This is a genomic window from Peribacillus simplex (assembly GCF_001578185.1).
Classification (GTDB): domain Bacteria; phylum Bacillota; class Bacilli; order Bacillales; family DSM-1321; genus Peribacillus; species Peribacillus simplex_A.
This window is the reverse complement of the sequence record NZ_CP011008.1, coordinates 4,366,891-4,379,873: the sequence shown is the minus strand read 5'-3', so window position 1 is coordinate 4,379,873 and position 12,983 is coordinate 4,366,891. Positions and strand designations below refer to the sequence as shown.

12 protein-coding genes and 1 pseudogene are annotated in these 12,983 nt (G+C 38.5%); 9 read left to right on the top strand and 4 right to left on the bottom strand.

Annotated features, from left to right (window positions below; genetic code table 11):
* Positions 1 to 204: 204 nt before the first annotated feature.
* Entirely contained in the window at positions 205 to 1,563 is a 1,359-nt protein-coding gene (locus UP17_RS20460) for an IS1182 family transposase (protein ID WP_061464757.1), read from the bottom strand.
* Positions 1,564 to 2,147: 584 nt separating this feature from the next.
* On the opposite strand from UP17_RS20460, the gene UP17_RS20455 reads away from it, so the two are divergent.
* Positions 2,148 to 3,446: a helix-turn-helix domain-containing protein gene (locus UP17_RS20455; protein ID WP_061464836.1), complete on the top strand. Its 1,299-nt coding sequence runs from the start codon at positions 2,148 to 2,150 to the stop codon at positions 3,444 to 3,446.
* Positions 3,447 to 3,596: 150 nt separating this feature from the next.
* Here the strand turns inward: UP17_RS20455 and UP17_RS27905 are convergent.
* Positions 3,597 to 3,873 (bottom strand): annotated as a pseudogene (locus UP17_RS27905) (transposase); the annotation flags it as partial.
* 449 nt (positions 3,874 to 4,322) lie between these two features.
* On the opposite strand from UP17_RS27905, the gene UP17_RS20450 reads away from it, so the two are divergent.
* From UP17_RS20450 to UP17_RS20415, 8 genes are all read left to right on the top strand, one after another.
* Positions 4,323 to 5,495, top strand: a complete 1,173-nt coding sequence (locus UP17_RS20450; RefSeq protein WP_061466200.1) for a M20 family metallopeptidase — start codon at positions 4,323 to 4,325, stop codon at positions 5,493 to 5,495.
* Between the two features lie 12 nt (positions 5,496 to 5,507).
* Positions 5,508 to 5,708: a DUF3311 domain-containing protein gene (locus tag UP17_RS20445; RefSeq protein WP_061464834.1), complete on the top strand. Its 201-nt coding sequence runs from the start codon at positions 5,508 to 5,510 to the stop codon at positions 5,706 to 5,708.
* On the top strand, positions 5,705 to 7,234 hold the full coding sequence (locus tag UP17_RS20440; protein WP_061464832.1) for a sodium:solute symporter family protein: 1,530 nt from the start codon (positions 5,705 to 5,707) through the stop codon (positions 7,232 to 7,234). Before UP17_RS20445 ends, UP17_RS20440 begins: the two co-directional genes overlap by 4 nt.
* Positions 7,235 to 7,403: 169 nt before the next feature.
* Positions 7,404 to 7,808 (top strand): DUF1259 domain-containing protein, encoded by a 405-nt coding sequence (locus tag UP17_RS20435; RefSeq protein WP_061464831.1) that lies wholly within the window; start codon positions 7,404 to 7,406, stop codon positions 7,806 to 7,808.
* A 328-nt stretch (positions 7,809 to 8,136) separates the two neighbouring features.
* Positions 8,137 to 9,126, top strand: a complete 990-nt coding sequence (locus tag UP17_RS20430) for a zinc-dependent alcohol dehydrogenase family protein (protein ID WP_061464829.1) — start codon at positions 8,137 to 8,139, stop codon at positions 9,124 to 9,126.
* A 234-nt stretch (positions 9,127 to 9,360) separates the two neighbouring features.
* The gene (locus UP17_RS20425; protein ID WP_061464827.1) at positions 9,361 to 10,671 is read left to right on the top strand and encodes an amidohydrolase family protein; all 1,311 of its coding nucleotides are present in this window, start codon (positions 9,361 to 9,363) and stop codon (positions 10,669 to 10,671) included.
* A 293-nt stretch (positions 10,672 to 10,964) separates the two neighbouring features.
* Complete coding sequence (locus tag UP17_RS27900) at positions 10,965 to 11,156, top strand: hypothetical protein (RefSeq protein ID WP_061464825.1); 192 nt, start codon at positions 10,965 to 10,967, stop codon at positions 11,154 to 11,156.
* A 36-nt stretch (positions 11,157 to 11,192) separates the two neighbouring features.
* Positions 11,193 to 11,561 carry a nuclear transport factor 2 family protein gene (locus UP17_RS20415; protein WP_061464823.1) on the top strand — a complete coding sequence of 123 codons (369 nt, stop codon included), beginning with the start codon at positions 11,193 to 11,195 and terminating at the stop codon, positions 11,559 to 11,561.
* A 181-nt stretch (positions 11,562 to 11,742) separates the two neighbouring features.
* On the opposite strand, the gene UP17_RS20410 is transcribed toward UP17_RS20415, so the two are convergent.
* Both UP17_RS20410 and UP17_RS20405 read right to left on the bottom strand, forming a co-directional pair.
* A complete protein-coding gene (locus UP17_RS20410) occupies positions 11,743 to 12,333 on the bottom strand; it encodes a hypothetical protein (RefSeq protein ID WP_061464821.1) in 591 nt (196 codons plus the stop codon).
* A 53-nt stretch (positions 12,334 to 12,386) separates the two neighbouring features.
* The gene (locus UP17_RS20405; protein ID WP_061464819.1) at positions 12,387 to 12,914 is read right to left on the bottom strand and encodes a hypothetical protein; all 528 of its coding nucleotides are present in this window, start codon (positions 12,912 to 12,914) and stop codon (positions 12,387 to 12,389) included.
* Positions 12,915 to 12,983 lie beyond the last annotated feature (69 nt).

Here is a 12,983-nt window from a genome sequence, read left to right as displayed (position 1 = left end):
ACTTTCTTTAGAAATCAGAGGTGCAAGTTCAGGCTAATTCTAGTTTAGAAGAACCTATTGAAAATATGAAAAAACCACCTAAAGAGGTGGTTTCAGTTTGTAGACAAAAGGGGTTCGGAATTAAAAAATTCCGAACCCCTTTTTGAGATTCCCTTTGAATTTTTGCCTGAAGTTAGGAGATTGGGGCTCTACGAGCCCACTATGTTAGGCCATTTTTGGACCTCCCCATGTCCAATTGGCCATTTTCTTTAAATTAATGGCAGCGAAAGTAAGCATCGCCTGCATCGACAATTTTTTAAGTCCCCTTAAAGTTGTCCAACGCATACCATGCTTTTCTTTTGCATCTGCGAATACACGCTCAATCGTTTCTTTACGTTTCGCATATATAGTTTTTACATCTTGATGATGACGCAGATGATCTGCTTCTTCCACATGTGTTTGCCAAATATGCCGTGTCACCACTTTTTGATGGTCTTTGCTTTCTGTACACTGAGATAAAAATGAGCATGTCGCACAAGTGTGTTTGGGTGATTTATACTCGCGATAGCCCTCTTTATTGGTTGTTGAGTACTTTAATAGCTCTCCCGAAGGACAAAGGTAACAATCAAAATGTTCATCGTATACATAGTCCTGTTTGCGGAAAAATCCTTCTTTGGTGCGAGGACGTGTATAAGGTAAAGCCGGTATGATTTCTTTGTTAAATAGGTAGCTTGTAATCGCTGGTGTTTTATAAGCTGCATCTGCGGCAACGGCTTCCGGTTTTCCAATTTTCTCAATCACTTGTTCAACTAGTGGCTCTAAGATCTGACTGTCATGTATATTTCCAGGTGTTACAATCGTTCCCAATACAAAACCGTTGCGGTCTGCGGCCGCGTGGAATGAATAGGCAAACTGTTTTGTTCGTTCATCTTTCACATAGTAGCCACTCTCAGAATCCGTTGTACTTTCTTTAATCTCTTTGGTCTCTTCTTTATCAAATTTATCTGATGGAAAAGGCTTCTTTCCATGGTTTTCACGATCTCGATTGATTTCTTCTTGAAGACGCCCTTGATACGCTCGTGTTTCTTTACGAACGATTTTCTTTTCAAATTTCCGTTTATTCGCACTGGCTTTCACATGTGTGGAATCCACGAAAACGTGTTCAGCACTTATTAACTTTTTATTAGCAGCTGTCATTAAAATGCGATAGAAAATCTGTTCAAACAGGTCTGTATCTTTAAAGCGTCGCTCATAATTTTTCCCAAACGTAGAGAAATGAGGTACTTTATCATGGAAACCATAGCCTAAGAACCAACGGTAAGCCATATTAGTTTCAACTTCTTCAATCGTTTTACGCATGGAACGAATACCGAAGGTATATTGAATGAATGTCAGTTTAACTAAAATAACTGGATCAATACTTGGGCGTCCTACCTCTGAATACATATCTTTCACCAAGTCATAAATGAAAGTGAAGTTAATGGCAGCCTCTAGTTTACGAACCAAATGGTTCGGTGGCACCAGTTGATCTAACGTAATCATTTCAAGTTGATCTCGCTGAATAGAGTCATGTTTCGAAAGCATCCTCATCACCTCAAGTTTTAATACTTCTATTTTAAAACAAAAGCGACTCAGGGCAAAAGTGTTTATCTAAAAGATAAGACAAAGTTGATTGGAACGGAAGGTACGAGACTCCTGCGGGAAAAGCGCGTCTAGGGGAGACCCCGCAGGCGAAAGCCGAGGAGGCTCCCCGACCGCCCGCGGAAAGCGAGTGCCTGGAGTGGAAATCAACGGCCAAATTGTACAACTCATAAAAAATAGACAAACTCGTTTTCCTCGAGTTTGTCTACAGTCTGAAACCACCTAAAGAGGTGGTTTTTTAGCTTAACTGGAAAATTGGTTATGTCATGTCAAAAAGCAAAAAGAACTCTTGGAAAACACAAAGATAATGGATGATTATCTAAGAAGTATAACAAAGCTGACATGAAAACCTAATATGAATAACGTATACAACGTATTTTTCCTTCATGTCGCATGATAAAATAGGACAAAAGGTAAAAAGAACTGAGCAGAAAATTTAAATTTACGATAGCATGACTTACGTTAAACTAGGATATTTACAAAGAACATTGATTATATTACTGATGATAAAGGAAGTAGAATACAGGATGTATAAAATCGGACTAGTCGGACTAAAAACTTCTGTAGAACAGATTTTAGACTTGGCAGAAGAATATAAACATGAATTGGAATTCATCTCTTTGCCCTATGTAAAGACTGAAGAGGTAGAGAATATTGTAAAAGAACATCATTCTCACGTACATGCATGGCTTTTTTCCGGTCCACTTCCCTATGAAATTGCGAAAAAAACACTAGGCACAGATAAAATAATGGTCCATGTTCCTGCTACGGAATCAGGTTTTTATAAATCTTTTTTAGAGTTGATTTACGAACAAGGGAAAATTATTGAGAGGCTTAGTATCGATACTATGTCTTCAAACAATATTAGTGAAGAAGCTTTGTCACAGTTGAATATTAAAACCCCAAAGATCTATACGAAAGTGTTTCAGTCAGATGTCGATACTAATGAATTGTTTCATTTTCACTTGGATTTATGGAATAAGGGAAGGACAGAAGGCGCTTTATCTTGTTTTCCGTCCGTGTGTGAAGCTTTAAGGGAGTATGGAATTCCAGCTTACCGGATGTCGATGAGTAAGATGGAAATCCGGCAAACGCTTCGGATTCTTTCTGAAAAAGTAAAGACTTCCTACTTTAAAGATACACAAATTGGTGTTGAAATCATTGAAGTTGAATATTTTAACAGAGTGGCAGAGGAAATGAAAACTCCTTATCATTTACAGTACTTGGAGCTTCGGCTAAAAGAAATGTTAATTCAACTTGGTGAAAAAATAAATGGTTCCTTTTCAGAGAAAGGGAATGGAAGATACATGATTTTTAGTTCTCGCGGCGCAATTGAACGGGAAATTATTACGCTTGAAGATACCATTCAAAAATTGGCTTTTGAAGCAGATACAACCGTTGCCGTTGGAATTGGCTTCGGCGAAACTGCCTATTCGGCGGAAATCAATGCTTTTCGGGCTATTCAACATTCAAAAGAGATGAAGAAGCGTGAAATTGTAATTATTCAAGATGATGGAAAGATTATTGAATCACCAGGCAAAAAGAAAGAATTACAATATGCTACCCGGTCCCACAATGAACTCCTTATCGAAAAGTTAAAAAAGGGGAATATCAGTGTAAAAACATATAAGAAGATATCAGCCCTTGTACAAAGAATGGGCTGGGGTAATTTTACAACAAAGGAATTAGCGAAACATCTGGAGATGACAGAACGTAATGTACGGCGTATTATTGCGGATATGTGCGAAGTTGATTTGGCACAATGCGTTGGTGAAGAGGCTCACGCCACTCGTGGAAGGCCGAGTAAAATTTATCGATTATTATAAGCACCCAAAATTGGGTGCTTCAATTTGAAGACAAAAGGGGTTCGGAGTTAAAACATTTCGAACCCCTTTTTGAAATTCCCTTTGAATTTTGCTCCATATTAAGGATTGGGTCTCTACGAGCCCACTATGTTAGGCCATTTTTTAACCTTTCTATGTCCAATTGGCCATCTTCTTTACATTCATGGCAGCGAAAGTGAGCAGCGACAATTTTTTAAGTTCCCCTTAAAGTAATCCAACCATGCCATGCTTTTCTTTTGTATCTGCGAAAACACGCTCAATCGTTTCTTTACGTTTAGCATAGATAGATTTTACATCTTGATAATGACGCAGATGATCTGCTTCTTCCATATAATCTTGCCAAATATGACGTGTCGCTACTTTTTGATGGTCTTTATTTTTCGGTACACTTTGATAAAAATGGACATGTCACATAGATGTGCTTTGGTAAAAAACTGTAGGCAAAAAAGAGGTTCTATCTAAATTTTATAACCAAGTTGATTGGAGCGGAAGGTGCGAGACTCCTGCGGGAAAAGCGCGTCTAGGGGAAGACCCCGCAGGCACAAGCCGAGGAGGCTCCCGGACCGCCCTCGGAAAGCGAGTGCCCTACGTTCCAATCAACGTTCCCAAATTGTCTACAGTCTGAAGCACCCAAAAATTGGGTGCTTTTTTATTTTGATGTAAAAGCACTAAAAGGAGAACTTCCACCATTAAATCTAGTAATCAAATAAAATGGTTTAGAATTTTCAAAAAACATTGAAATAAAGAACACGGGATATTATACTCTATTTAAGGAAATTATTCCTTAAACTAACCGAAAATAAAGATTACCATGTAAATTGAATGGAAAAGGGGATGTATTGGGTGTCTCAAACGATAATGATCCATGATTTAATCGAGGCTGTAAAAGATGAAGTGATTGGTTGGCGAAGATATTTACATATGTATCCCGAGCTGTCATTTGAAGAAGTAAAAACAGCACAATTTGTTTATGAAACGCTACAAACTTTTGGTGATCTGGAAATTTCACGTCCGACAAAAACGAGTATAATGGCTCGTTTGATTGGCCCGCAGCCTGGGAAGGTTATTGCACTGCGGGCAGATATGGATGCGCTTCCAATTGAAGAAGAGAATGATTTTGAATTTGTGTCACAGAATTCAGGCGCGATGCATGCATGCGGACATGACGGGCATACGGCGATGCTGCTTGGTGCCGCGAAGATTCTTACACAGTTAAAGGATCATATTAAAGGGGAGGTGCGCTTTTTATTTCAACACGCCGAGGAACTGCCGCCCGGTGGAGCCCAAGAGATGGTGAAAGCCGGTGTGCTTGATGGAGTGGATATGATCATTGGCACCCATCTCTTGTCGACTCTTCCTTTAGGAAAAATTGGTTTGGGTTACGGTCCGGTGATGGCTGGAGCTGATACTTTTAACATTACGGTGGTCGGTAAAGGGGGGCACGCCTCACAGCCTGAACTTACCGTCGATCCCATTGCAATTGGAACTCAGGTTGTATCAAATCTCCAGCACATTGTTTCGAGATATCGAGATGCCCAGGAAGCTCTGGTGATTTCAGTGACTCAGTTCAATGCGGGAAGTGCGATTAATGTTATTCCAAGTAAGGTAAGCATTAGCGGTTCCGTTCGAAGTTTTAATCCGGAGTTAAGGGAAAAAATACCGAATTTTATCGAACGAATTATAAAAGGAATTACTGAAGCGCATGGAGCTACATACGAATTCGATTATCAGTTCGGTTATGCTCCGACCATTAATGATGAAGAAGTTACCCGATTGATGGACGAAACCGTCTGTGAAGTATTTGGTGAAGAAAGCCGAGAGATTTTAAAGCCAATTATGGGAAGTGAGGACTTCTCTGCTTTTCAAAAAGTAGTTCCGGGATCTTATATTGTAATAGGGGCCCGTAATGAAGAGAAAGGGATTATATATCCTCATCATCATCCGAAATTCACGATCGATGAACAGGCTTTACAAAATGGGGTGAAGTTATTTGTTCACGCGACTTTTAAAATGTTAAATCTAACTTACTAGGGGGCTAAGAGTATGAAAAAAATATATTGGCTCGGAATAATCCCGTTTCTTGGCATTATTGTAGGTGCTTTGTTTACAAATAAAGTGACTCCCTATGTTCTGGGAATGCCATTTTTTCACTTTTGGATTGTACTCTGGTCTGTGCTAACCACATGTATTATGGGGATTATCTATCTACTGGATCCAGCTAATCAGAAGGGAGATTCAAGATGAATATTGCCGTGTTATTCATCATGTTTTTTTTCATCATTTCCGTTTTGATTGGTATCCAGGCTAAAAAAGGGAAGGAAATGAACTTAGAACAATGGTCAGTCGGGGGACGCGGAATGGGAGCCCTTTTGATTTTCCTCTTGTCCGCAGGTGAAATGTATACGACCTTCACCTTTTTAGGTGCAAGTGGATCGGCTTATGGGGAAGGAGGTTCCATCTTTAGTATCGTTTCATACGGCTGTCTGGCAACAGTCATCTCCTACTGGACATTTCCTGCTATCTGGAGGTATGCAAAGAAACACCAATTAGTTTCCCAATCAGATTTTTTTGTGAAAAAATATCAAAGTCCTTATCTTGGTGTGCTTGTTGCTGTAATTGGTGTTATAGCTTGTACTTGCTACTTAGTTCTGCAATTGAAGGGGTTAGGATATATCGTTTCTGCAACATCCTATGGGGCCATTTCTTCTACAGCTGCCATTTGGGTTGGAGCAATTGGTGTAACCATTTTCGTAATGGTTTCCGGTATTCACGGTTCTGCCAGGACAGCTATTTTGAAGGATATTCTGATTCTTGGCATTGTCGTATTTTTAGGGGTTTATTTCCCTCTTCATTATTATGACGGTCTTCAACCCATGTTTGAGGCCATTGAAAATGCAAAGCCGAACTATACCATACTTCCGGATCAAGGAATGGGCGTTTCGTGGTATATATCGACCGTTATACTAAGCTCCATTGGATTTTATATGTGGCCGCACGGGTTTTCTCCTATTTATGCTGCCTCTAGCGAAAAAGCTTTACGAAAAAATGCAATCCTAATGCCAATGTACCAATTGATTTTGTTGTTTGCCTTTTTTGTCGGATTTGCAGCTATCTTGCAGACGCCTGGATTAAAAGGCAGCGAAGCCGATCTTATCTTGCTGCAGCTTTCTAAACAGGATTTTGATCCATGGTTTGTGGGCTTAATAGGTGGCACTGGCGTGTTAGCCGCTTTAGTACCAAGTTCCATGCTGTTGATGTCGATATCAACATTGCTTGCAAAAAATGTATATAAGGTATTCACTCCATCGGCAACTGAAAATCAGATTGCAAAATTGGTAAAATACTTGGTTCCCCTTATTTCTCTCGTAGGGATTTACTTGACCTTTAAAGGTGGAAATTCCCTCTTTAGTCTTGCTTTAATCGCCTATAATTTTATCACACAACTAGCTCCTGCCTTTTTCGCAAGCTTGATGAGAAAGAATTTTATAACCAAACATGGAGCATTTGCCGGGATTATAACAGGAGGCGTGCTAGTCTCAATTATGGAACTAGGGAACATAAAAATTGGTCATCTATTTCCTTATCTTCCTCAAGCAATTAAAGACTTGAATGTAGGAATTATCGCTCTATTTGTTAATATCGTAGTTTTAATGGTTGTCAGTGTGATGACAAAAAACATTAACATTACTAATACTCATAAAGATAATGATGTTTTGGAGACAACAACAGTAGAGAACAAGCTTCTAATACAAAAAGAATCAAATAGCTAACACAACATGAATATTTGCTGCTCCAAGTAATTCATTCCGATAAGATTATATTAATGCGAATGCCCTCCAGTTAAATGATCTGGAGGGTATTTTTTCCTTCCTTTATTTTATGATTCATCATTAATTAGGATTAAACATCATAATATCCCAATTAAAAGGAGGCTTAATTATGAATGACTATAACTCTCTTTGTGAACAATTTGCCAAAATTCTAAATGGGAAAAGCGACATAAATAAAGGTGTTTGTTCTGTATCCTTGCATCGTAATATTGAAGTGTTTGTCCAAGGGCGTCCGAGTAACTCAGTTGTACCAGTAGGGGTTTTATTTGAATCATTGGATCAAAACGGTATTGCATTAAATTTGGGTGAAATAGCAATTTTACAAGAAGAAATTCCAGGATTTATGCAATCAGTTGTCCAACAGGGGATTATTGTAAGTGCCTTGCATAATCATTGGTTATATATGAAACCTTCGATTTTGTATATGCATATTCAATCAGTCGAACCCCCATTAAATTTCGCGAAAAAATTGGCGCATTCTTTTTCAACTTTAAGCAGCTATCCAGTTCGATAAATTGATATTTGTTCGTATAAACAAGGCGTTAGCGGTAAATTCTACTGGATTAAATTGAGGGGGTTATAAAAAGGTTTTAAGTATGTTTTATTAAATTCTTATTTTAAAATTTTACTAAAACCATGGGGTGCTGCGGCAGCCTTTTTTTTATGGAACGAAAGGGGCAGATCAATTGAAGATGAAAAAACAGAAGAAAAGTGAAAAGCTCTTTACGTTTTTAAGATTTGCTGTTTAAAAGGTGAGTAACAACTCTTGGAAAAATACAGGATAGGCTGGTTCTGTATAAATGATAAAATAGTTAGAACTATATTAAAGGAGACTTACTATTTTGGAAGCTAAATGTGCTAAATTTTATGAGTTTGGGCATCCACAAAAAGTTATAAAAGTGGAAAATAAATTCATTCAAATGCCTGTGGACGGGGAAGTCCTTGTACGGATGACTGCACGTCCTATCAATCCATCTGACTTGCTGCCCATTCGGGGCGCATATTCCCACCGAATTCCCTTGCCTTCCATTCCTGGTTATGAAGGCGTCGGCATAGTGGAAGCGGTGGGTCCTTCGGTTTCGCAAGAGCTGATTGGTAAGCGTGTTCTGCCTTTGCGCGGTGAAGGTACCTGGCAGGATTATGTTAAAACATCTGCGGATTTGGCAATCGTCATTCCTGATTCCATTGAGGACCATATAGCAGCGCAATTATATATAAATCCGATAACCGCTTGGTTAACAATCACAGAAGTATTGGCATTGAAACCGGATGATATATTACTCGTGAATGCTTGCGGATCTTCCATTGGCCGCATCTTCACCCAGTTATCCAAGATTCTTGGATTTAAGCTGATTGCTGTAACCAGAAACAATACCTATACGGAAGAGCTGCTTAAACTTGGTGCTGCATATGTAATCGATACATCTGAATCATCATTGCATGATACCGTGATGGAGTGGACGAATGGACGCGGAGCGAACGCGGCCATAGATTCGGTGGGAGGTACAGATGGTTCCGAGTTAGCCTTTTGTGTTCGGCCTAATGGCATCTTATTAACGATTGGTCTTTTATCAGGAAAGTCTGTAAATTGGGCGGAAATTTCACAAAGGACAAAAGTAAATGTTAAAATGTTTCATCTACGGCATTGGAATCAACAGGCGTCCATTCAGACTTGGCAAGAAACGTTTAACCTTTTGATGGGATTCATTAACGATAAAAGATTGAGTTTCATGATGCCGGATTCTTACTACGGCCTTGGGGATGTACAAGAAGCCATTCGTGTCATGGAAACTCCTATGAGCAATAGGGGGAAGATTTTTTTAAGCAACTGATTTTGAGTTCTTCATCAATCCGTTAAATTTGCAATGGGCATCATCGATGTGGTTTGCTGATTAAATGAAACAAGATTATTCCGTTCACTCTTCCAATAGGTTCCTAAGGTAAATGGAAATGCTCCCTGATAATATGGAATTACTTGATTATCTGTAAGAGGCTAGTTTAGAATGCGGAATAGTAACATGACATGTTGTTCAATGATACGAAATGACTTTGGAGGAAATAATTACATGAAAACGATATATATAAATGGTACCTTTTTTACTATGGACAAGGAAAATCAAATCTTTGAAAAGGGCATGATGATTGTACAAGATCAAACCATATCCTACATCGGCCAGCATTCTGAAGAACAATTGGCAGATGCCGATCAAGTGGTCGACCTTGGCGGGAAATGGATTATGCCAGGTCTAGTGAATGCCCATTCGCATATTGTGATGACCCTTTTACGCGGAATCGGGGACGATATGCTGCTGAAGCCATGGCTTGAAACGAAAATATGGCCGATTGAAAGCCAGTTTACAACGGAAATCGCCTCTATAAGTTCTCAGCTTGGCATTATGGAAATGCTAAAATCAGGAACAACGACATTTTCGGATATGTTTAATCCTAATGGAATAGATGCAGGTGCTGTCATGGAAACGATAGGCGAAACAGGAATGCGCGGAGCCTTTTCCTACACGATTTTCAGCTTAGGTACGGAAAAAGAACAAAAAGCGAACCTCATGGGAGCTGAGCAGTTTTCAAAAAACTATAAGACGTTTGCCGATGGCCGCCTGACTACCATGGTAGCGCCACACAGCCCTTATGCTTGTACACCTGAAGCGATTATGGAAAGTGCACGGATTGCAAAAGAGAATGATTTGATGGTGCACATTCACGTTTCGGAAACGGACTTTGAAATCCTTGACATCGAAAAGCGTTTTGGATTCCGTCCTGTCGAGCACCTTCGCCGTTTAGGTCTTTTTGATCAGCCTACAGTGATGGCCCATGGTGTCGTACTCAATGATGAAGAGCGGGCGATACTAAAACAGCATGATGTTCGGGTTGCTCATAATCCAATCAGTAATTTGAAGCTGGGATCGGGAATTGCTGATATCGTCAGCCTTCTTGATGCAGGCATTAAAGTTGGGGTTGCAACAGATGGTGTTGCTTCCAACAACAACTTCGATATGTTCGAGGAAATGAGGACGGCGGCATTATTGCAAAAAGGCATCTATAAGGATGCCACTAAATTCCCTGCTCAAACGGCACTGGCCATGGCCACGAGAATGGGTGCCGAAGCAATCGGCATGGGTCATACGGGATCACTTGAAGCAGGTAAAAAAGCAGATTTCATCACCATTTACCCTTATAACAAAGAGCATCTGCAGCCGCTGAGTGAAGCGTATTCGCATTTGCTTTATGCAGCCCGCGGAAATGATGTATCTGATGTATACATTGACGGCAAGATGATTGTGAAAAATGGCGAATGCTTAACGATCGATGAAGAAAAAGTAATTGCCGAAACGAATCGTCTGCAGGGCACACTATCACGATAACCATGATGAATGAACAAACGTATGCACGAAAGAAGGAGCTCGCCATTTGCAGCTCCCAGGCTGTCGACAAAGTCGACAGCTGTTTTTTATAAAGATAAAAAAACTCCTTTTTCTCCAACAATTCTTTGGGAAAAGGGGTTTGTCTACACTCTGGGAGCTGCCATGTGCAGCTCCTTTTTTATAGACTCTGTGGAATAAATAGTTCTTAACACTTAGAGATCCGTGGTGAGTCAAGTTTCTTGGAAATAGAGAAGCAAATTAAGCCTGTTAAAAATAACAGGAGAAATATAGGTATGGCAAAGATGGTTAAAAAAGAAAAAATGAAAAAAATACTGCTGACCGCAAATATAAGCCAGCTGATAATTAACAATGAACTGGATAAAAAATCTTTGATAGCATCGATCATTAATTTCACCACCATCTGGGATATATTGTTAGTATGTATTATATATGATTTTACAATTAGCTTGGGAAGTAGTTCATAGTTCGTGCACATATAAGTGTAAAAGGGGATAGAATGAATGGAAAACGAATGGTCTTCGTTAAAAGCGCACGTGCAGCAGCTGGAGGAGAAATTATTAAAATCTGAAATCCGTACATCGCCAGAGGAACTTTCATCATTATTGAAAGATGATTTCTTTGAGTTCGGCAGTTCGGGTCGAATATGGTCTAAAAGTGATTGTATCGGAGAAGAAGGAATAGGTGAGGTGACCATGATCTTAAGCAATTTTGACATGCACCAATTGTCAGAAGATACCGTATTAACGACGTACCGGATTTTTGATGAAGGTAGAGGGGAGCATACCTTAAGAAGTTCAATCTGGAAATATGCGAATGGCAGATGGCAAATGTTTTTTCATCAAGGAACGAAAACGAAAGGGCCTCTTTAAGCCTACCCATGACAGCCTATTTATCATAAATAGGTAAAAAAAAGGCTCCAGAATAACTGGAGCAAGGGGATGTCAACGTAGTAATTAACAGATGGGGATTAACAACTGAATTCTGGTGATCTCTGCATGTAATACTTCAAATTATTAGCTTATGTAATTCATTAGGGTCTATGTTAGAGTATTAGTTTTTAGTTGTATCATCTATATGAGTAGAATTTGAAGTATCAGGATCAAAGGTATTAAAACCATTTAAATCAATAAAATGAGCAATTGCATCCTTATCTTTGTCAGCTATTATAAGGTTAAAGCCAGATAAGTTATTTTTTATTTTCTCTAATTCTTTTGTTGTTAAATCGATGCTTATTTTGAATTGAGTTTGATATTTAGTTTTATAGCCTTTAGGTTGCTCTGCTAACAATAATTCACTATTTTTATTATGAAAAATATCGTACACTGCTTCAGGGTACTCAAGTGAAAAGTAAATTTTTTGAGTGTTTTCTTGTAAGATTTCGTATATGTCTACATCGATTTCGTAATTCATAAGAAAAGTTAATTCCTTATTCTTAGGAATATAATTCATTTCGAAATTTGTTATGCTAAATTTAGGGGGGCGCAACTTGTTTTCTAATGATTTTTTTTTCTGAATAGATGAATTATTCTGTTCAGATTCAATTGGATTATTGGCACTTCTTTCACTTGTCTTTTCTGAAGAATTACACCCCATTAGAAGGGACATACAAATGATAAAAGGACAAATATATTTTAGAAGCATATTTTAACACCTCTGTTTATTAGTAAAAAAAATCTTCAAATCTCGAAATATCATTATTGTTTAACTTTATCGCTCCATGTTGCATAAGTATAATTAGCAGTTGTAGTAGTTCCGTTTGTTAAATTACAAGGTGCAACAACTTTATAACGAGTTCCAGTGGCTTTTACCCATTTACTTCCTGCAGTTAATTTCCATTTTCCCTTCGGAATAGACCAAGTTGTAGAAAGAGTTTTTGTACTATTATATCCATACCCAACATTAGCTGTTATTTTTGCCCCTGTTTGTAGTACTTTAAATGATGCTTCTCCTCCTATACTTACTGTAGCAGCATGAGAAATTTGAACAGATCTAGTAACACTATCAGTAACACTACTATTATTTGTTGCATAATGTGTAAATTCAGTTTTTGTTGAAGTTGTTTTAGATTTATAAGATGTTGTGTAAGTTCCTACTTCTGTACAAGCATATGGTTCTATTGCAATAGGGTCTTCACTTGTTTCTGCTTTTGCCTCTGATAATGAAAAACCTGAAAATAACGTGAAGCATAGACTTGTTGATAATAATATTTTTGAAAATCCCAAGAATCCCACCTCATTTTATGTATTTTACTTCATCGTTAATAATATTTTAAATTATATGAATAATCAATA

What these genes read in the sequence shown, in the direction of transcription:
- UP17_RS20460 (WP_061464757.1), bottom strand. Translation starts at nt 1,563, where the DNA reads ATGCTTTCGAAACATGACTCTATTCAGCGAGATCAACTTGAAATGATT.
- UP17_RS20455 (WP_061464836.1), top strand. Translation starts at nt 2,148, where the DNA reads ATGTATAAAATCGGACTAGTCGGACTAAAAACTTCTGTAGAACAGATT.
- UP17_RS20450 (WP_061466200.1), top strand. Translation starts at nt 4,323, where the DNA reads ATGATCCATGATTTAATCGAGGCTGTAAAAGATGAAGTGATTGGTTGG.
- UP17_RS20445 (WP_061464834.1), top strand. Translation starts at nt 5,508, where the DNA reads ATGAAAAAAATATATTGGCTCGGAATAATCCCGTTTCTTGGCATTATT.
- UP17_RS20440 (WP_061464832.1), top strand. Translation starts at nt 5,705, where the DNA reads ATGAATATTGCCGTGTTATTCATCATGTTTTTTTTCATCATTTCCGTT.
- UP17_RS20435 (WP_061464831.1), top strand. Translation starts at nt 7,404, where the DNA reads ATGAATGACTATAACTCTCTTTGTGAACAATTTGCCAAAATTCTAAAT.
- UP17_RS20425 (WP_061464827.1), top strand. Translation starts at nt 9,361, where the DNA reads ATGAAAACGATATATATAAATGGTACCTTTTTTACTATGGACAAGGAA.
- UP17_RS27900 (WP_061464825.1), top strand. Translation starts at nt 10,965, where the DNA reads ATGGCAAAGATGGTTAAAAAAGAAAAAATGAAAAAAATACTGCTGACC.
- UP17_RS20415 (WP_061464823.1), top strand. Translation starts at nt 11,193, where the DNA reads ATGGAAAACGAATGGTCTTCGTTAAAAGCGCACGTGCAGCAGCTGGAG.
- UP17_RS20410 (WP_061464821.1), bottom strand. Translation starts at nt 12,333, where the DNA reads ATGCTTCTAAAATATATTTGTCCTTTTATCATTTGTATGTCCCTTCTA.